The organism is Streptomyces venetus (assembly GCF_039540295.1).
GTDB lineage: Bacteria > Actinomycetota > Actinomycetes > Streptomycetales > Streptomycetaceae > Streptomyces > Streptomyces venetus.
Map to the genome: position 1 here is coordinate 574,854 of NZ_BAABET010000006.1, position 18,229 is coordinate 593,082.

General features: G+C 71.9%; 16 protein-coding genes. 11 read left to right on the forward strand and 5 right to left on the reverse strand.

From position 1 onward, the window contains the following. Nucleotides 1-190: 190 nt before the first annotated feature. Both ABEA82_RS22610 and ABEA82_RS22615 read left to right on the forward strand, forming a co-directional pair. Entirely contained in the window at nucleotides 191-967 is a 777-nt protein-coding gene (locus tag ABEA82_RS22610) for a hypothetical protein (protein WP_345663405.1), read from the forward strand. Between the two features lie 27 nt (nucleotides 968-994). After that, nucleotides 995-1,501 (forward strand): GNAT family N-acetyltransferase, encoded by a 507-nt coding sequence (locus ABEA82_RS22615; RefSeq protein ID WP_345663406.1) that lies wholly within the window; start codon nucleotides 995-997, stop codon nucleotides 1,499-1,501. Nucleotides 1,502-1,520: 19 nt separating this feature from the next. Here the strand turns inward: ABEA82_RS22615 and ABEA82_RS22620 are convergent, their stop codons facing one another. Beyond that, nucleotides 1,521-3,110, reverse strand: coding sequence for an AMP-binding protein (locus ABEA82_RS22620; protein ID WP_345663407.1), 1,590 nt, complete (start codon nucleotides 3,108-3,110; stop codon nucleotides 1,521-1,523). Then, nucleotides 3,107-4,786 (reverse strand): AMP-binding protein, encoded by a 1,680-nt coding sequence (locus ABEA82_RS22625; protein WP_345663408.1) that lies wholly within the window; start codon nucleotides 4,784-4,786, stop codon nucleotides 3,107-3,109. Before ABEA82_RS22625 ends, ABEA82_RS22620 begins: the two co-directional genes overlap by 4 nt. A gap of 125 nt (nucleotides 4,787-4,911) precedes the next feature. On the opposite strand from ABEA82_RS22625, the gene ABEA82_RS22630 reads away from it, so the two are divergent. The 3 genes from ABEA82_RS22630 to ABEA82_RS22640 all read left to right on the forward strand — a co-directional run bounded on the left by ABEA82_RS22630 (nucleotide 4,912) and on the right by ABEA82_RS22640 (nucleotide 9,779). Further along, complete coding sequence (locus ABEA82_RS22630) at nucleotides 4,912-5,727, forward strand: helix-turn-helix transcriptional regulator (protein ID WP_345663409.1); 816 nt, start codon at nucleotides 4,912-4,914, stop codon at nucleotides 5,725-5,727. A 204-nt stretch (nucleotides 5,728-5,931) separates the two neighbouring features. Next, nucleotides 5,932-8,784, forward strand: coding sequence for an AAA family ATPase (locus ABEA82_RS22635; RefSeq protein WP_345663410.1), 2,853 nt, complete (start codon nucleotides 5,932-5,934; stop codon nucleotides 8,782-8,784). A gap of 203 nt (nucleotides 8,785-8,987) precedes the next feature. After that, complete coding sequence (locus ABEA82_RS22640) at nucleotides 8,988-9,779, forward strand: S1 family peptidase (RefSeq protein WP_345663411.1); 792 nt, start codon at nucleotides 8,988-8,990, stop codon at nucleotides 9,777-9,779. 121 nt (nucleotides 9,780-9,900) lie between these two features. On the opposite strand, the gene ABEA82_RS22645 is transcribed toward ABEA82_RS22640, so the two are convergent. Continuing rightward, on the reverse strand, nucleotides 9,901-11,016 hold the full coding sequence (locus ABEA82_RS22645; protein WP_345663412.1) for a winged helix DNA-binding domain-containing protein: 1,116 nt from the start codon (nucleotides 11,014-11,016) through the stop codon (nucleotides 9,901-9,903). A 154-nt stretch (nucleotides 11,017-11,170) separates the two neighbouring features. Here ABEA82_RS22645 and ABEA82_RS22650 point away from each other — a divergent pair, with 154 nt between their 5' ends. From ABEA82_RS22650 to ABEA82_RS22665, 4 genes are read left to right on the forward strand one after another with little or no spacing between them, the layout of a single operon-like run. Further along, a complete protein-coding gene (locus ABEA82_RS22650; protein WP_345663413.1) occupies nucleotides 11,171-11,752 on the forward strand; it encodes a DJ-1/PfpI family protein in 582 nt (193 codons plus the stop codon). A gap of 32 nt (nucleotides 11,753-11,784) precedes the next feature. Further along, on the forward strand, nucleotides 11,785-12,819 hold the full coding sequence (locus tag ABEA82_RS22655) for an ABC transporter substrate-binding protein (RefSeq protein WP_345663414.1): 1,035 nt from the start codon (nucleotides 11,785-11,787) through the stop codon (nucleotides 12,817-12,819). Nucleotides 12,820-12,875: 56 nt separating this feature from the next. Continuing rightward, nucleotides 12,876-13,841 carry a FecCD family ABC transporter permease gene (locus tag ABEA82_RS22660; RefSeq protein ID WP_345663415.1) on the forward strand — a complete coding sequence of 322 codons (966 nt, stop codon included), beginning with the start codon at nucleotides 12,876-12,878 and terminating at the stop codon, nucleotides 13,839-13,841. A 4-nt stretch (nucleotides 13,842-13,845) separates the two neighbouring features. Further along, complete coding sequence (locus tag ABEA82_RS22665; protein WP_345663416.1) at nucleotides 13,846-14,646, forward strand: ABC transporter ATP-binding protein; 801 nt, start codon at nucleotides 13,846-13,848, stop codon at nucleotides 14,644-14,646. Here ABEA82_RS22665 and ABEA82_RS22670 read toward each other — a convergent pair. Together ABEA82_RS22670 and ABEA82_RS22675 are read right to left on the reverse strand one after the other, a co-directional pair. After that, nucleotides 14,641-15,840, reverse strand: coding sequence for a cytochrome P450 (locus ABEA82_RS22670; RefSeq protein ID WP_345663417.1), 1,200 nt, complete (start codon nucleotides 15,838-15,840; stop codon nucleotides 14,641-14,643). The genes ABEA82_RS22665 and ABEA82_RS22670 overlap by 6 nt on opposite strands. Before the next feature lie 173 nt (nucleotides 15,841-16,013). Continuing rightward, nucleotides 16,014-16,388, reverse strand: a complete 375-nt coding sequence (locus tag ABEA82_RS22675; RefSeq protein WP_345663418.1) for a hypothetical protein — start codon at nucleotides 16,386-16,388, stop codon at nucleotides 16,014-16,016. A 101-nt stretch (nucleotides 16,389-16,489) separates the two neighbouring features. Between ABEA82_RS22675 and sigJ the strand changes: the two genes are divergently transcribed. Beyond that, on the forward strand, nucleotides 16,490-17,461 hold the full coding sequence (gene sigJ / locus ABEA82_RS22680) for an RNA polymerase sigma factor SigJ (RefSeq protein WP_345663419.1): 972 nt from the start codon (nucleotides 16,490-16,492) through the stop codon (nucleotides 17,459-17,461). Nucleotides 17,462-17,614: 153 nt separating this feature from the next. Next, entirely contained in the window at nucleotides 17,615-18,190 is a 576-nt protein-coding gene (locus ABEA82_RS22685; protein ID WP_345663486.1) for a cysteine hydrolase family protein, read from the forward strand. The last annotated feature ends 39 nt before the right edge of the window (nucleotides 18,191-18,229 follow it).

The window sequence follows — 18,229 nt, forward strand, 5'->3', positions numbered from 1 at the left end:
TGTCGGATTCGCACTCCCGTCGCGCCCCGCGGTGAGCTCTTCCGTATTATGGAAACTCTTTTCTACTATCTGGAATGAATGTAAGTGGGGCGGCCGAAGGCGGTCAAGAGTCGGCAAGCGGCGGACAGACGGGGGCCCGGCGGCGCACGATGGACGCGCTGTCCCGATGCGACACGGTTCTGGAGGGGCCATGGCCGAGACCGTCCCCGTGCGCTGCCCGGCCTGCCACCGCGAGCACCGCTACACGGCTCCGGCGTACCCGTGCGCGTGCGGCGCGCCGGTCGCTCCGCGGCTCGACCGGCACGGGGTGGCGACGCCTGTCTCCCATCGGGTCTGGCAGGACGAGTGGGTGACGGTGCGCTGCCGGTCCTGCGGGCGGGGCGGGGAGTGGCCGCGCCCCGAAGTGGGCTGCTCGTGCGGGGTGGTGATGCGGGTTCCGGTGATGGACGCGCAGAGCGTCGCCGAGCAGGACGACGCGACCGGTCAGGACGCCGCACCGGACCTGGACACCGAGACCGGAACCGGAACCAGGACCGGCCGACGCGACACCGCCGCCGCCCCTGCCACCCCTGCCGCCCGGCCCCCCTTCCACTCGGTCACGATCCGCACCGCGCTCGACGCCGTCACCGCCACCGCTCTGTACCTGCGCTGGCTCGGCTACCAGGGGGTCCGGCGGGCGGACCAGCGACCGCCGTCCGGTATCGGTCTCGCCGCCCGCGGCGTCGTCGCACAGGTGGACCCGGCCGTACACCCGGCGACCCTGCGGGACGTGGAGTGCCTGTGGCTGACGGCGATGACGGAGTCGTCGGAGTGCCTCTACTTCTCCCTCACCGGCTACACGGCCGAAGCCCGCTCCCGCGCCGACGCCCTCGGCATCCCCCTGTTCGTCCTCGACCTGACCGGCACGCCGCGCCCGGTGAACGAGCCGGCCGGGGCGCTGGCCGGCACCGAAAACCGGGCGCCCTGACCCTCCGGCGACGCGCATACTCACCGCATGCGCATCCGCCCCGCGGCGCCCGCCGAACTCCCCGTCCTCCAGGACGTCGAACGTGCCGCCGGCGCGCCGTTCCGCGAGTTCGGCATGCCGGAGATCGCCGACGACGAGCCGCCGGGACTGGACGTACTGGAGCGTTACCGAGAGGCGGGGCGCTGCTGGGTCGCGGTGGACGGGCGGGACGATCCGGTCGCGTATCTGATCGGCGAGCCGGTGGACGGCGCCCTGCACGTCGAGCAGGTCTCCGTCCACCCGCGCGCCGGCCGCCGGGGCGTGGGCCGGGCCCTGCTGTCGTACGCGGCCGAGCGGGCCCGCGAGGAGGGCCTGGCCGCCCTGACGCTGACGACCTTCGCGGACGTGCCGTGGAACGCCCCCTACTACGCCCGCCTCGGCTTCCGCGTCCTGCCCGAGCCGGACCTCACCCCCGGCCTGCGCGCCGTCCGCGCGACGGAGGCCGCGCACGGCCTGGACCGTTGGCCCCGGGTGTGCATGCGGGCCCCGCTGTGACCGGCCCGCACCGATCCGGCTACCGCTGCCCGCCGGCGAACCTCTCCCGCAGCTCCACCTTGCGCACCTTCCCGGACACCGTCATCGGGAAGGTGTCGAGGAGCTGGAGCCGGCTCGGGATCTTGTAGTGGGCCAGCCGTCCCTCGCAGAAGGCCCGGAGTCCTTCCAGGGTCGGCGGGTCGGCCGGGTCGCGGGCGATGACGCAGGCCAGGACCTCCTCGCCGTAGTGCTCGTGCGGGACGCCCACGACCTGGACGTCCTGGATCCCGGGGTGGGCGTACAGGAACTCCTCGATCTCTCGCGGGTAGATGTTCTCGCCGCCCCGGATGATCATGTCCTTGATGCGGCCGACGATCTCGACGTAGCCGTCCTCGCGCATCGTCGCGAGGTCGCCGGTGTGCATCCAGCGGCCCGCGTCGACGGCCTCGGCGGTCTTCTCGGGCTCGTTCCAGTAGCCGAGCATCACGCTGTAGCCCCGGGTGCACAACTCGCCCGCCGTGCCGCGCGGTTGTGTGACGCCCGTCGCCGGGTCGACGACCTTCACCTCGATGTGCGGCAGCACGCGGCCGACCGTACCGGTGCGGTGTTCCAGGTCGTCGTCCCTCCGGGTCTGGAGGGAGACCGGGGAGGTCTCGGTCATGCCGTAGCAGATGGAGACCTCCGCCATGTGCATCTCGGCGACGACCCGCTTCATCACCTCGACCGGGCAGGGCGAGCCCGCCATGATGCCGGTGCGCAGGGAGGAGAGGTCGTAGGAGGCGAAGCCGGGGAGGTTGAGCTCCGCGATGAACATGGTCGGAACGCCGTAGAGGGAGGTGCAGCGCTCCCGCTGGACCGCGTCCAGCGTGGCCTTCGGGTCGAAGGACGGGGCGGGGATGACGATGCAGGCGCCGTGCGACGTGGCGGCCAGATTGCCCATCACCATGCCGAAGCAGTGGTAGAAGGGCACCGGGACGCAGATCCGGTCCTGCTCGCTGTACGCGATCAACTCCCCGACGAAGTAGCCGTTGTTGAGGATGTTGTGGTGGGAGAGCGTGGCACCTTTCGGGAAGCCGGTCGTGCCCGAGGTGTACTGGATGTTGATCGGGTCGTCGCAGGACAGCTCCTCGAACGGAGCGGGCGTCGCCCGCGCGATCAGCTCCTCCCAGCTCGGGTCGCCGATGAACACGGTCTCCCGCAACTGCGGGCACCGGCCCCGCACCTGCTCGACCATCGCCCGGTAGTCGCTGGTCCTGTGACTGGACGAGGCGAACAGCAGCGAGACCCCCGCCTGCTTGAGGACGTACTCGACCTCGTGGGTGCGGTAGGCCGGGTTGATGTTCACCATGATCGCGCCGATGCGGGCGGTGGCGTACTGGACCAGCACCCACTCGGGGCAGTTGACCGCCCAGATGCCCACCCGGTCGCCCTTGGTGACGCCGCTCGCCAGCAGCGCGTACGCCAGCTCGTCGACGTCCGCCGCGAACCGGGCGTAGGTCCAGCGCCGTCCGGACGGCACGTCGACCAGCGCCTCCCGGTCCGGCCAGGCCGCGACGGCCCGGTCGAGGTTGGCGCCGATCGTGTCGCCGAGCAGCGGTGTGGGGCCGGTCCCGTGGGTGTAGGAGGTCACCGGAAGTCCTCCTCGCGGTACTCGGCGTCCGACCCGGCCGCCGTGGCCTCGCGCAGCTCGATGCGGCGGATCTTGCCGGAGACGGTCTTGGGCAGGTCGCCGAACTCCAGGCGGCGGACGCGCTTGTAGGGGGCCAGGACCTCCCTGGAGTGCTCGAACAGCACCTTCGCGGTGTCGGGCCCCGGCTCCCAGCCCTCCGCCAGCACGACGTACGCCTTCGGCACCGCGAGGCGCAGTGCGTCCGGGGCGGGCACGACCGCCGCCTCGGCCACCGCCTCGTGCTCCAGCAGCGCGCTCTCCAGCTCGAAGGGGCTGATCTTGTAGTCGGACGCCTTGAACACGTCGTCCGCGCGGCCGACGTAGGTGATGTAGCCGTCCTCGTCGCGCGCTCCGATGTCGCCCGTGCGGTAGTAGCCGCCCGCCATCGCCTCCGCCGTGCGGTCCGCGTCGCCGTGGTAGCCGGTCATCAGGCCGACGGGGCGGGCCGACAGGTCGAGCGCGATCTCGCCCTCGGCCGCGCCCGGCGCCCCGGAGACGGGGTCCAGCAGCTCGACGCGGTAGCCGGGGCTCGGCCGGCCCATCGAGCCGGTCTTGAGCGGCTGGCCGGGGCTGTTGGCGACCTGCACGGCCGTCTCGGTCTGGCCGAAGCCGTCCCGGACGGCGACGCCCCAGGAGCGGCGGACCTGCTCGATGACCTCCGGGTTGAGCGGCTCTCCGGCGGCGACGACCTCCCGCGGCGGGGTGCGCAGCTGGGTCAGGTCGGCCTGGATGAGCATGCGCCAGACGGTGGGCGGGGCGCAGAAGGTGGTCACCCCGGCGCGGTCCATCTCGGCCATCAGACGGGCGGCGTCGAAGCGCGTGTAGTTGTGGAGGAAGACGGTCGCCTCGGCGTTCCAGGGGGCGAACAGGTTGGACCAGGCGTGCTTGGCCCAGCCCGGCGAGGAGATGTTCAGATGGACGTCGCCGGGCTTCAGGCCGATCCAGTACATGGTCGACAGGTGCCCGATCGGGTACGACGTGTGGGTGTGCTCGACGAGCTTGGGCCGGGCGGTGGTGCCCGACGTGAAGTACAGCATCAGCGGGTCGTCGGCACGGGTCGGGCCGTCGGGCGTGAAGTCGGCCGGGGCGCCGTGGGCGTCCTCCAGCGGCAGCCAGCCCCCGGGCACCGCATCGGCGGCTCCGGCGGCGATGCGCGTGTAGTCGCCGGGGACCTCGGCGAACTTGCCGGTGTCCGCCGGGCGCACGATGACGTGCCGGACCCGGCCGCGGTCGACGCGGTCGCGCAGGTCGGCCGGGCCGAGCAGCGGGGTGGCCGGGATGACCACCGCGCGCAGCTTCATCGCCGCGAGCGCGACGATCCACAGTTCGGCCTGGTTGCCGAGCATGACGAGGATCCGGTCCTCCGCCCGCACGCCCCGGGCGCGCAGCCAGTTCGCGAACCGGTCGGACAGCACGGACATCTCCTCGAAGGACAGGCGCGTCTCGTGGCCGTCCTCCTCGACGATGTGCAGGGCGGTGCGGGCATTGCCGTCGGCGATCTCGTCGAACCAGTCGAGCGCCCAGTTGAAGTACTCGGGACGCGGCCAGCGGAAGCCCTCGTAGGCCGTCGTGTAGTCCTCGCGGTGTTCCAGCAGGAAGTCCCGCGCGTCGCGGAACAGCTCCGTCGCCGATGTCATCTGTCCTCCTGGGTGCCGGACCATTGCCGGGCGGCTCCCGACCATCGTGTAATCCGTGATGCAGGTCTCACTACCCCCGAACGGGGGGTGCGCCCGCACAGCAGCCGTAGTGAAGGGGCGAACAGGTGACATCGGACGCGTCCGACGCGGTCGACATACGGAACGCGCTGCTCCGCCTGCGGCGCGCCACCGGACTCCCGGTCGCCTTCGGCGGCCTGATGGAAGCCGGGCAGCAGATGCGCATCAGTGAATTGAGCGGGACGGCGACGCACGCGCTGCGCTCGCTCGTGGTGACGTCCGGTAACGGACTGGGCGGGAAGACGGTGGCGCTCTCCCGGCCGTGCGTCGTGACGGACTACTCGGCGTCCCGGCGGATCAGCCACGAGTACGACGCCCCGGTGGCCCTGGAGGGGCTGCGCTCGGTGCTGGCCGTGCCGGTGGTGGTGCGGCACCGGGTGCGCGGGGTGCTGTACGGCGCGCTGCGCACGGCCCGGCCACTGGGCGGACGCACGCTGGACGCGGCCGTGGAGGCGGCCCGGGACGTGGAGCGGGCCCTGGTCGTACGGGACGAGGCCCGTACGCTCGCCGCCGAGGCGGGAGCGGCGGGCGGCGGGTGGGAGCAGGTGCGGGAGGCGCACGCGGCCCTGCGGGCGCTGGCACCGAAGATCGCGGACGAGCGATTGCGGGCCGAGCTGCTCGGGGCGTGTGCGCTGCTGACGGCCCCCGGGAGCACGCCTTCCTCCCGGGTGCGGCTCACGCCGCGCGAGGTGGACGTGCTGGCCTGTGTCGCCGCCGGGGCGACGAACGCGGTGGCGGCGGAGCGGCTGGGGGTGACGTCCGAGACCGTCAAGGCGTATCTGCGATCGGCCATGCGGAAGCTGCGGGCCAGGACGCGTGGCGAGGCCGTGGTCGCCGCGCGCCGGGCGGGATGGTTGCCGTAGGTTTGTGGTGGTTTCCGCCGTGCCTGCCCGTTCGACATGCCGACGGGGTCCCGACCGGGCGTCACCGTGGTGTTCCGCCGCATTCGGGAGACCGGAGAATTCGTCCGCCGAGGCCCGTTGTCGTTTCTCTCACCACACCGTCCGTCCGAAATTCAAAGAGCTGTTGCCTAATATTGGCCAGGACACGACACAGGGAGGGCGGCGGTGACCGTGCGACGGGACTTCCAGGAGCCTTCCAGGAGCCGCCCCGACCTGGTCATCGGCCGGGAGGATCTGTTCACGTCGGCGCGTGAGCAGCTCGGCCGGGGCGGGAGTGTGCTGCTCCACGGCCCTGCCGGAATTGGAAAGTCGACGGTTCTGCGGGCGCTGGCCGCGGATTACGGCGGGGCGGCCCGGACCGTGTTGCGCTGCTCGGCCACCGAGTCCGAATCCCATCTGCCCTTCCTGGCGCTGGCCGACCTGTTCGGCCTCGTGCTGGACGAGGTCTCCGGCGGGCTGCCCGCCGCCCAGCGCACCGCCCTGGAATCGGCGCTGACCGGCCGCGGCGAGTCGACCCTCCAGAGCGACGGGCTCGCGCTGCGCCTCGCCGTGCTGTCGGCGCTGCGCACGCTGGCCGCCAAAGGGCCGGTGCTGGTCGTGGCCGACGACCTCCAGTGGCTGGACGCGGCCAGTGCCGAGCTGCTCGGGTTCGCGGCCCGCCGGCTGGGCGACACGCCCGTGCAGATGCTGTGCGCGGTGCGGACCGAGGGCCAGGAGTACGACCGTCATCTACGCGCGTCCCCGCCCGACACGCTCGCCGTCCGGCTGGGCCCGCTCACCCGTACCCAGGTCTCGGCGCTGCTCGACCACCGCGGCTACACCCCGCTGTCCCGCTCCACGATCCGCGACATCCACCGCACCAGCGGCGGCAACCCGCTCTTCGCCCTGGAGCTGGGCCGCGCCCTCGCCGAGAGCCCCACCCGGCCCCGGCCGGGCGAACCGCTGCCCGTGCCGACCTCGCTGCGGGCCCTGGTGCTGAGCCGGCTGGAGATGCTGTCCGGCGAGGCGCGCCGCACCCTCCTCGTCGCCAGTGCCGGTGCCCGCCCCACGCTGGCGCTGCTGCACGCCGCCGGCCGGGAGCACGCCGAGGCCGAGACGGCCCAGGCGGCGGCCCTGGGGCTGCTGGCGACCGAGACGGAGGGCCCCGCCGTACGGTTCGCGCATCCGCTGATCTCGGCCGCGCTGTACGCGGAGGCCCCGGCGCAGGAGCGGCGGGCCGTGCACGCCGCGCTGTCCACGGCCGCCTCCGACCCGATCGAGCGGGCCCGGCACCTGGCCCTGGCGACCACCGGCACCGACCCGGAGGTGGCGGCCCGGCTCGCCGAGGCCGGGGCGCTGGCCCGGGACCGCGGGGCACCGTCCGTGGCCGCCTCGCTCGGGCTGCTCGCGGCCCGGCACACCCCGGCGGACAGCACGCCCGGCCCGGACGAGCGGCGTCTCCAGGCGGCCGAGGACGCGATCACCGCCGGCGAGGCCGATCTGGCCCGGGACATCGCACGCGACGTACTGACGCGTGCCACCGTGCCCGCCGAGCGGGTCCGCGCCTGGATGGTGGTCATCGAGGCGGCAGGCCAGGCCCTCGGCGAGGTCGACGCCGTGTTCCCGCAGGTCCTCGCCGACGCGGGCGACGACCCGGGGCTGCTCGCCCTGGTCCACTACCAGCTGGCCTGGCGCGGCCTGGTCGTCGAGGGCGACTTCGCCGAGGCCCGGCAGGAGGCCGCGCACGCGGCGGAGCTGGCCGCCCGGGGCGCGGACCGGCGCACCGAACTGATGGCGCTGTCCTTCCAGGCCTCCACCGAGACCCTGATGGGTCACCCCGACGCGCCCGCGACGGTCAAACGGGCCCTGAAGGAACCCCAGGACCCCTACGTGGCCTGCCATCACAACGGCGCCGGCTCGGCCCGGTTCCGCTGGCTGATCATGAGCGACCAGCTGCCCGAGGCGCGGACGACGATCACCGCGCTGCTGCGCGAGGTGCGGCGGCGCGGCATGGTCGAGAGCGAGGTGCACTTCCTGCGCTTCCTCGCCGAGACGGAACTGCGCACCGGGCACTGCGGGCGGGCCCTGGACCTGGCCCGCGAGAGCCTGCGGCTCGCCCGGGACTCCGGGATCGGCGAGGGCGCCTCGGCGATGCTCACCTCCCTCGCGGAGGCCTCCGCCGGGGACGTCGACCGGGCACTGGCCCTCGCCCGTGAGGCGGCCGACCACGCCGAGGTCGACGGCGACCAGATGTACCTGTCCCGGGCCCTCGCGGCGCTGGGCTACGCCCAGTTGGTGGCCGGGGACCCGGCGGCCGCGGTCCGTTCGCTGCGCCGGGTGCGGGAGCTGGAGCACGGCCTCGGCATCAACGACCCGGCGCGCGGCCGCTGGCACGGCGACCTCGCCGAGGCCCTCGTCCGGATCGGTGAACCCGCCGAGGCGCAGGACGTCATCGACACGGCGCGGGCGCACGCGCTGCGGCTGGGCCGGCAGAGCGTGCTGGCCGTGCTCGACCGGGCCGAGGCGCTGGTGCGGGCGGCACGCGGCGAACACGACGCCGCCGTCGCCCGGTTGACGTCCGTGCGGGACCGGCTCGGCAGGCTCGGCTACGGCCTGGAGGAGGCCCGTGCCGCCTTCGCCCTGGCCCGGCTGCGGGACCGGGCCGCCGCCTTCCCTCGCGCCGGGGGCGCTCCCCTGCCGGCGTCGGCGTCGTACGACGAGGCCGCCCGGCTGTTCCGGCGCTGCCGTGCACTGCCCTGGCTGCGGCAGGTCGACGCGGCGGTCGCGGCCGGTCCGGCCGCGGTGGAGCCCGCCTCCGTGGCGCCGCCCGTGGCGCTCGACGCGCTGGAGGGGCTCGCCTCGATGGAGCGTCAGGTCGCCTCGCTGGTGATGGAGGGCGCGACCAACCGGGAGATCGCGGCCCGCCTGTTCATCAGCGTCAAGACGGTCGAGGCGACCCTCACCCGGGTCTACCGGAAGCTGGGGATCCGCTCGCGGGTGGACATCGTCAGGCTGGCCGCGGGCCGCCGCAGCACCTGACCCGACCTGGTTCGATCGGGCCCGACCGAGGGTTTTCCCTGCCCAACTCCCTTAGGGGCTTCCCTCATTGGGAGACCTCCCGTCCGGGTTCTAGCTTGGGGGCGTGCCGCTCGCCGGGCACACGGAGATCCGAACAACGGCGTCAGGGTCCCCGTGCACCACCACCCGCGCGACCCCCCACCGGCAACTCCCCAAGGAGACCCATGTTCGGGCTCAACGCTGCCAAGAAGGCCGCCGCCGTAGCCGCGGCGACCGCTGCCGCCGCCACGACCGCGCTGCTCGCCGCCCCCACGGCCGTCGCCGCGCCCCAGCCGATCGTCGGCGGTACGACGACCACCACGTCCGCGTACCCGTTCGTCATGCAGATCACGGACGCCTCGCAGAACCAGTTCTGCGGCGGCACGCTGGTCTCCCCGACGAAGGTCGTCACCGCCGCGCACTGCATGGTCGGCGAGACGACCAGCAGCGTGCGCGTGGTCGGTGGCCGCACCTACCTCAACGGCACCAACGGCACGGTCAGCAGGGTCAGCAAGATCTGGGTCCACCCGAGCTACACCGACGCCACCAACGGCGACGACGTGGCCGTGCTGACGCTGTCGACGTCGATGCCGTACACCCCGGCGACGTACGTCTCCTCCTCGCAGACCTCGGTGTACGCGGCCGGCACCACCGCCCGCATCCTCGGCTGGGGCACCACCTCCGCTGGCGGCAGCTCCTCCAACCAGCTGCGCACCGCGACCGTACCGACCGTGTCCGACTCCAGCTGCGCGAGCTCCTACGGCTCCGACTACGTGCAGAGCGACATGGTGTGCGCCGGAAAGACCTCCGGCGGTGTGGACACCTGCCAGGGCGACAGCGGCGGTCCCCTGCTCATCGGGGGCGTCCTGGCAGGTATCACCTCCTGGGGCGAAGGCTGCGCCCAGGCCGGTTACCCGGGGGTCTACACCCGGCTGACCACCTTCTCGAACCTGGTCACCACGCAGGTCAACTCGTGACCGTTCGATAGCTCCTGAGCAACCCTCAGGTGACATACCAGGGGGCGTTGCGGGCCTCCACGAGCGGCCCGCAACGCCCCCTCTCCATGTCCGCGGGCGGGTTCGATGCCGCCTGTCGCGGTCATCTCCGTACGACGCCGAACCGGATGTCGTACGCGGCCCCCGGGTACAGCACGCGCAGCATCCGCTCCCCCTCGGCGGTGACCTCGTCCCGCTGGGTCCTGCTCAGCCGGTCGAAGGGCTCGATCACGAGTGCGTCGTCCGCCAGTCGCCACAGGCCGGCGAGGAAGCCGTCGACGAGGAGCGTGCAGTAGGCGATGTTGCCCTGCCAGGAGCGGCCGCGGTGCTCGGGCGGGACGACGCGGGTGCGGTCGGCGTGGGAGAGCAGGAGGTTGTCGAACTCGGGCAGGAAACGCGGCGGGGCCGGGGTGTCCGGGTCGGGGCGGGGGGCGTCGGGGAGGTCGAAGAGTTCGGCGCCCTTGTCGTCGCGGAAGGTGACGAGCCGCGGGCGGAGACGCTCGAAGGCGTCGCCCAGGCGGGTCAGCCCGGCCCAGGTCTGCATGTCCCGCACGGAGGCCGGGCCGAACGCGGCGAGGTAGCGCAGGACGACCGCGTCGATGGTGGCGGCCGGTGCGCCGGGACGGCCGAGCCAGTGCTCGGCGGTGGTCAGACGGACCTGACCGCTCCTCCCCCACAGCCCGCGTGGGGTCACCTGCACGAGCGGAAGGAGGCACCGGGCGGCGATGGCCAGCGCCTGCGGATCTGCGTCGGGCCACTCCCGCAGCAGGGCCTCGCGCAGCTCTTTCATGGTGCGGGGCTCGGCCTCGACGAGCTCGCGGGCCAGGACGGCGAGCCGGTCCGTGTCGACACCGGCGAGACCCTTGCGGAAGTTCGCCAGTCCCCGCTCCATGACGGGCTGCATCAGCGGCCGCAGGGTGAGGCAGTCGTGCGCGGTGTGGGTGTGGATGGTGGAGCGCATCGTGACGATCCGGACCGCCTCGCGCTCGGCCATCAGCCGGGACAGCGCCTCAGGGGCGAAACCGTCGAGACGGGCGGCGAGCGCGAGGTACGGAGGCCTGACGTTCTGCGCCTGGAGGCCGACCAGGTGCTCGACGGCCGCGGCGGCGGAGAGCCGTGCGGGGCGCAGGAGCAGCTGCCGGTCGAGGGTGGCGCGGCCCAGGGCACGGGCGCCGAGGTGGGGCGCGGTGCCGGTGACGCTCCGCTTGGTGTTCGTCATGGCAGGCACGCTAGCGGGGCTTGCGGACAGGTTCTGGCCGCGACTCAGCCCGTATGTCGCGGGAACCAAGTGGCCGGCGCGACCGACTCCTGGGGCGAGTCAGCTCTGCTCCCGAAGAGCGATGAGCGCTTCACCGGCCAAGGAGACACAGACGATGCCTTTACGTGTGCAGATCCTCATGTACGACGGGGTGGAGGAGCAGGACGCCATCGGGCCGCGTGACGTGTTCGGGCACGCCGTGCGGGCGGGCGGCCAGGTGGAGACGACACTGGTGCGGCCGTCGGCCCCTGGCGAGGTGACATGCTTCTTCGGCACGCAGGTCCGGGTGCCGACCGCGTGGGAGCCCACCGACACCGACCTTCTGATCGTGCCGGGCGGCGGTGACCGGCTGATCCACGATCCGGATGTCCTGCGCAACCTCGTACGGGCACAGGAGGCGGGAGTCGTCGTCGCCGGTGTCTGTACGGGAGTCATGGTGCTGTCCGCGGCAGGCCTGACCAAGGGCCGTCCGTGCACGACACACCACCTGGCCAAGGCCGAACTGGCCGCCCAGGGAGGCAGGGTGATCGACGCACGGGTCGTGGACGACGGGAACCTGGTGACCGCGGGCGGTGTCACCAGTGGAATCGACCTGGCGCTCTGGATGATCACCCGCGAATGCGGGGCATCGGTCGCCGTAGGCGTCGAGTCCGTCATGGAGTACGAGCAGCGCGGCGTCGTCTGGCGGAGCTCTTGATCGCCGGCGCATGTCGGGGAGCCCGGGCCCGGATGCCGATGACCCGGCCCGTCACCACCGCTCTGGCCGCGGCCCTCTGTCTGCTCACAGCGGCATGCGGCGGTTCCTCCGACGACGACAGGACGAGCACGACGGCGACCGGGGACTCGAAGAGCGGATACCCGGTGACCCTGGACAACTGCGGCCGGAGCGAGACGTTCAGGAAGGACCCCAGCCGGGTCGTCGTCATGAACGGCGCCTCGGTCGCCGAGGTCTCCACCCTCCTCGCTCTCGGCCTTCAGGACAGGATCGTCGCCAACCAGCAGAGCTACGGCATGTCCGAGGTCTCCGGCCGGGCCGCCGCCATCAAGGCCCTGCCCACCGGCGACATCGAACTCAACGAGGCCTACGACATCCCCCGCGAGGCCATGATCGGCCTGCGCCCCGACCTCGTCCTGTCCGTCACCACGTACGGCTTCGACGAGAAGAACGGCTTCGCCACCCGCGAGCAGCTGGAGCAGGTGGGAGCCAACAGCTACGTCTCCCCGCAGGGCTGCGACGACGACCCCTCCAGGATGACCGTCGCCGACAGCTACCGGTTGCTGCGCGACATGGGAAAGATCTTCCAGGTCGGTGACAAGGCGGAGAAGCTGATCGCCGCCTCGGAGGAGAACATCGCGGCGGTCTCCGAAAAGGTCCGGGGCAAGAAGAAGCCGAAGGTCATGGTGCTCTTCTCCAACATGGCCATGGGCGGCAACGACTTCAGCTCGGTCCTCAGCAAGGGCATCGTCAACGACATCCTCGCCAAGGCCGGCGGCTCCAACGCCTTCGAGGACGCCTCCAGGACCACCTTCGCGGACCTGAGCAAGGAGAAGGTGGCCGCCACCGACGTCGACGCCCTCGTCGTCATCGGCTACAACGACCCCGACCCGGCGGCGTACGCCGAGAAACTGCTCGAGGAGTTCCCCCAGTGGCCGGCCGCCGAGAACAACACGTACGTGACGCTGTCCGACTCGATGTACCTGGGCCCCAGCAACGACCGGGCCGTGGAGGAGATCGCGAGGATGCTGCACCCCGAGGCGTTCTGACCGGGCTCAGGACTCCGCTGGCGTTCACGCTCCTGCCCGTCGTACTGATCGTCACCATGATCGTGGCGATCAGCGTCGGCGCGGTCAACGTCCCGCTCGGTGACGTGTGGGGGATCGTCCTCCACCATGTCACCGGCGCGGGCGCGGGTCCCACCGACCCGGCGCTGGACCAGATCGTCTGGAACTTCCGCACCCCCCGGGTGGTGCTGGCCGCTCTGGTCGGCGCGGGCCTGGCCGTGACCGGCGCCGTGCTGCAGACCGTCGTGTCCAACCCGCTGGCCGACCCCGTCGTGCTGGGCTTCTCCTACGGTGCCACGCTCGGCGCGGTCCTCGTCATCACCCTCGGCGGTGGCGCGGTGCTCGCCGGGCTCGGGGTGCCGGCGGCCGCCTTCCTCGGCGCAGTCGCCGCGGGGGCGCTGGTCTTCGCCCTCGGACAGCGGCGGGGCCGCCTGGCGCCGACCCGGCTGGTACTGGCCGGCGTCGCCGTCGGCTACGTCTTCCTCTCGGCCACGAGCTACGTGCAACTCCAGGCGACGCCGACCGAGTTGCGGACGGTCATGTTCTGGATGCTGGGCAGCGTCTCCGGCGCCCGGTGGGACCAACTCCCCACAGTCACCGTCGTGGTGCTCGTCATCACCACCCTGCTCACTCTCTTCGGCCGACGGCTCAACGCGCTGCTGGCGGGTGACGAGTCCGCCACCGCGCTCGGCGTCGACGTGGGCCGGCTGCGCGCCGCACTCCTGGTGCTCACCGCGCTGCTGACGGGAACCGTCATCGCCGTCGCCGGCGGCATCGGATTCGTCGGCCTGATGGTCCCGCATCTGGTGCGCCTGACCACCGGCGCCGACCACCGGCGGCTGCTCCCCCTGACCGCCCTGCTGGGAGCCGTCTATCTGGTCCTCGTCGACCTGCTCTCCCGCACCCTCGACCGCCCCAACGAAATGCCCCTGGGCATCCTCACCGCTCTGCTCGGAGCTCCCTTCTTCCTGTGGCTGCTGCGCCGCAACAAGGGCCTGGACTAGAACCATGAAACTGACCGTCGACCGGCTCCACGTCACGCTCGACCGCAACCCGATCCTCCGCGATGTCAGCCTTGTGGCCGGCAAGGGCGACATCGTCGGTCTCGTCGGCCCCAACGGCAGCGGCAAGTCCACCCTGCTGCGCACCGTCTACCGCTCGCTGCGACCGGCGGACGGTGTGGTCAGGGTCGGTGAGGACGACGTGTGGGCGCTGTCCCCCCGCACCGCGGCCCGCCGCACCGCCGCCGTCCTCCAGGACGGCGGCGGCAACACCACCGGACTGACCGTCACCGAGATCGTCGCTCTCGGCCGCGCCCCCCACCACGGTCTGCTGGGACGCGACGGAGCCGAGGACCACCGGGCCGTGGCCGACGCCGTCGACCGCTGCGGCCTACGCCCGTTCGCGGACCGGGACTACGCCTCCCTGTCCGGTGGAGAACGCCAACGTGTCCTGCTGGCCCGCGCGTTGGCCCAGGCCCCCCGGCTCCTGGTGCTGGACGAACTCACCAACCACCTCGACATCCGCGCCCGCTTCGAACTGCTGGACCTCATCCGCGCCACCGGCATCACCACGCTGGCGGTCCTGCACGACCTCGACCTGGCGGCCCGGCTCTGCGACCACCTGGTCGTCCTGCACGGGGGAACCGTGGTGGCGGCAGGACCGGTCCTGGACGTACTGACCCCGCGGATACTCGGGGACGTCTTCGGCGTCCGCGCACGCACCGAACGGCATGCCGACGGCGTCATCCGCATCACGTACGCCGCCCGTGCCCTCGCCGGCGCGGACGACTGCCTCGACTCGCTATGACGTGGCGTCCCAGGTGACCGGGAGGCTCTTCACGCCGTAGATGTCCGCGGTCTCCGGGCGCAGGACGACTTCCTCGGCCGGTACGGCCAGGCGCAGCGTGGGGAACCGGTCGATCAGCGCGCGGAAGGCGACCCGCATCTCGACGCGGGCCAGCTGCTGCCCCAGGCACTGGTGGATGCCGTGGCTGAAGGCGAGGTGCCCGCCCGCGTCCTGCCTCCGCAGGTCGAGCACATGGGGGTCGGTGAAGCGCTCGGGGTCGCGGTTGGCGGTGTGGTACGACAGGACGACCGTCGTGCCGGCCTCGATGGTCGTGCCGCCCAGCTCGATGTCCTCGAGCGCCGTCCGCATGAACGTCTTGGCGACGCTCAGGTAACGCAGCAGCTCTTCGACGGCCTGGTCGGTGAGGGCGGGGTCGGCGCGCAGCGCGGCCAGTTGAGCCGGGTTCCGCAGCAGCGCGAAGGTGCCGAGGGACAGCATGTTCGCGGTGGTGTCGAAGCCGGCGGCCAGCAGAATGAGGCTGATCCCCTTCAGTTCCTCGTCGTTCAGATCGCTGTCGGTGAGTTCGCTGAGCACGTCGTCGGTGGGGTGCGCGCGTTTGGCGGCGACCAGTTCCGCGAGGTACTCCTGGGTCGCGGTGTAGGCCGCGATCAGCTCCTCGTCGCTCACCTCCCCGCCCATGAACGTGTCGATCTGCTCCTGGAAGGAGCCCCGGTCCTCGTAGGGCACGCCCAGCAGCTCGCAGATGACCATGGTCGGGATGGGCTTGGCGAACGCGGTCACCAGGTCGGCCGGCGGCCCGGTCCTCTCCATGGCGTCCAGGCAGTCGGCGGTGATCTGTTCGATGCGCATCGAGAGCAGCCGCATCCGCCGCACGGTGAACTTCCCCGCCAGCGGCTTGCGGTAGCGGCGGTGCTGCGGGTCGTCCATGAGGAGGAACTCGCCGGGCGGCGCCGGAGGGACCTCGAAGTCGCCCACGTTCAGGAGCTCTTTGCGCGAGCTGAACCGGGAGTCGGCGAGGACCGACCGGACCAGGTCGTACCCGGTGATCAGCCAGCCGGGTCTGCCGCCGGGGTGGGTGTAGCGGCTGATGGGGCCGTGCCCGCGGGCTTCGAGCAGCTCCGCCGGCGGGTCGAAGGGGCAGCCGGCCTGACGGGTCGTCGGCAGCGTCGTGACGGTGTGCAGGGACTCACTCATGACCGTTCCTCATCTCGCGACCACATGTTCACTTCGACGGAAAGCTACGTTGCATTCACGATCCAGGCAATCCCGGAGAAGCTATAACACCTGCTGAAGCGCGGTAAATTGATGCAATGAGTGAGATTTAAACGCAACGCTTCGTTGCAATGGACGAATGCGAAGGCAACACCTCAGCGCCGGGCCAGCGCCAGCACGCTCAGGCCGAACATCAGGACACCGAGGGGGAGATGGACCGACGGGACGTGCGCGATACCCAGCACCACCTGGGCCGAGGCGAGCACGAGGAAACCCGACGCGTGCCGGACGGGCCGGAGCGAGCCGCCGCCCGGCTTCCACGCCAGCACCGCCGCGAGCAGGTACAGCATCGACGCCCCGTACATCACACGGGCCCCGGCGCTGTGCAGCGTCTCCCCGTAGGACGAGGTCAGCAGCAGTCCGGCGGAGACCGCCTGGAGGAAGATGGTCAGGGTCTGCACGGCGATCGCGATCCGCAGGAAGGAGGAGCCGCGCCGCGTGTTCGCCGTCGTCGTCACCTGAGTGGCCATGTCACAGTCCCCTTTTCCGCCCTCGGGCAGCAGATCGATAAGGTCTCACCAGCCCGACGACACGGGTCTGCGAAAGGTAAGGCGAGGGGGCTGCCGGAAGCATGGGGACGGTCGGGGCGGGCACGGACGGCGTAGCCGGCGAGCGACGCCAACTGATCAACGTCGCTTACCGGTTGCTCGGTTCGGTGACCGAGGCCGAGGACGCCGTGCAGGATGCCTACGCGCGCTGGTACGGGCTGTCACGCAGCCGGCGGGAGGAGATCCTGTCCCCCGGCGCCTGGCTGACGACGGTGACCAGCCGCATCTGCCTGGACCTGCTCGGCTCGGCGCGGGCCCGCCGTGAACGCTACGTCGGCGCGTGGCTGCCCGAGCCGCTGCCCGACCGCACGGAGTGGGACCACGCGGGAGGGGCCGGCCCCGCCGGCCCTGCGGACCCCGCCGACCAGATCGTGCTGGACGAGTCGGTGACCATGGCCTTCCTCGTCGTCCTGGAGTCGATGACGCCCGCGGAGCGGGTGGCGTTCGTGCTGCACGACGTCTTCCGGTATCCGTTCGCCGAGATCGCCGACGTGCTCGGCCGGACCCCGGCGGCCTCCAAGCAACTGGCCGCCTCCGCCCGGCGGCGGGTGAGCGCCGCGCGCGCTCCCGAGACGGCGACGACACCACCGACGGCCACGGCAACCGCGACCGCGACCGCGACCGCGACCGCGACCAGCCGGGCCGACGTGGTGAGGCAGGTCAAGGAGGCTTGGGAGACCCAGGACATCGCGGCCCTGGTCGGTCTCCTCGACCCGGCCGCCGTGATGACCGCCGACGGCGGCGGCATGGTCGGCGCCGCCCTGCGCCCGGTCGAGGGCGGCGCGCGCATCGCCCAGTACATGGCCGCCATCGCCGGCAAGACCCCGGGGCTCGCACTCCTGGAACGGTCGGTCAACGGCGTGCCGGGCCTCGTGGCGCAGCGTGCCGGCGTCGTCATGACCGTGGCCTCGTTCGACGTCTCCGACGGGCGCGTCACCCGGATCTGGGTGGTCCGCAATCCGGAAAAGCTGCGGCCGTGGACGCCCCCTCGTTAGGCCCACCGCGCCACCGGGTACTCGGCGGTGCGTCCCGGAACCCACACCACACGCTCCACGCGCTCCACTCGGGAGACCTCATGCTGCGACTTCCCCCACCCCGAGAACCCGCCGCACCACATGCGTGACAGCACCGGACGGACGGCGGAGGTCATGGAACGGCAGCCGGACCCGACACGGTCGGCTCTGATCGTGATCGACATGATCAACACCTACGACCACGAGGACGCCGAACTCCTCGTGCCGTCCGTCGAGGAGGTCGTGCCCGTGCTGGCGGAGCTGATCGGCCGCGCCCGTGAGGCGGACGCTCCCGTGATCTACGTGAACGACAACTTCGGGCTGTGGCGATCGCACCACGGAGAGTTGCTGGACGCGGCGCTGAGCCGCCCGCACGCCGACCTGATCGAGCCGATACGGCCCGACGACCAGTCGCTCTTCGTACTGAAGGCACGCCATTCGGTCTTCTTCGAGACGCCCCTGTCCTACCTCCTGTGGAGCCTGGGCGTCGGACACGTGGTGCTGACCGGCCAGGTCACCGAGCAGTGCGTCCTCTACTCCGCTCTCGACGCGCACATCCGGCATCTGGGCGTCACGGTGCCGAAGGACGCCGTCGCCTCGATCCATCCCCATCTGGCGTCCGCCGCCCTGGAGATGATGGAGCGCAACATGGGCGCCCGGATCGTCACGGCGAAGGAAACCGACTTCGCGCCCAGCGCGTCCGGCGGATGAGGCAGACCACAGCCACGGCGAGGGCAAGGTCACAGCGTT

Coding starts and splice junctions, on each gene's coding strand:
- ABEA82_RS22610 (WP_345663405.1), top strand. CDS start 191: ATGGCCGAGACCGTCCCCGTGCGCTGCCCGGCCTGCCACCGCGAGCAC.
- ABEA82_RS22615 (WP_345663406.1), top strand. CDS start 995: ATGCGCATCCGCCCCGCGGCGCCCGCCGAACTCCCCGTCCTCCAGGAC.
- ABEA82_RS22625 (WP_345663408.1), bottom strand. CDS start 4,786: ATGACATCGGCGACGGAGCTGTTCCGCGACGCGCGGGACTTCCTGCTG.
- ABEA82_RS22640 (WP_345663411.1), top strand. CDS start 8,988: ATGTTCGGGCTCAACGCTGCCAAGAAGGCCGCCGCCGTAGCCGCGGCG.
- ABEA82_RS22645 (WP_345663412.1), bottom strand. CDS start 11,016: ATGACGAACACCAAGCGGAGCGTCACCGGCACCGCGCCCCACCTCGGC.
- ABEA82_RS22650 (WP_345663413.1), top strand. CDS start 11,171: ATGCCTTTACGTGTGCAGATCCTCATGTACGACGGGGTGGAGGAGCAG.
- ABEA82_RS22655 (WP_345663414.1), top strand. CDS start 11,785: ATGCCGATGACCCGGCCCGTCACCACCGCTCTGGCCGCGGCCCTCTGT.
- ABEA82_RS22660 (WP_345663415.1), top strand. CDS start 12,876: ATGATCGTGGCGATCAGCGTCGGCGCGGTCAACGTCCCGCTCGGTGAC.
- ABEA82_RS22665 (WP_345663416.1), top strand. CDS start 13,846: ATGAAACTGACCGTCGACCGGCTCCACGTCACGCTCGACCGCAACCCG.
- ABEA82_RS22670 (WP_345663417.1), bottom strand. CDS start 15,840: ATGAGTGAGTCCCTGCACACCGTCACGACGCTGCCGACGACCCGTCAG.
- ABEA82_RS22675 (WP_345663418.1), bottom strand. CDS start 16,388: ATGGCCACTCAGGTGACGACGACGGCGAACACGCGGCGCGGCTCCTCC.
- sigJ (WP_345663419.1), top strand. CDS start 16,490: ATGGGGACGGTCGGGGCGGGCACGGACGGCGTAGCCGGCGAGCGACGC.
- ABEA82_RS22685 (WP_345663486.1), top strand. CDS start 17,615: ATGGAACGGCAGCCGGACCCGACACGGTCGGCTCTGATCGTGATCGAC.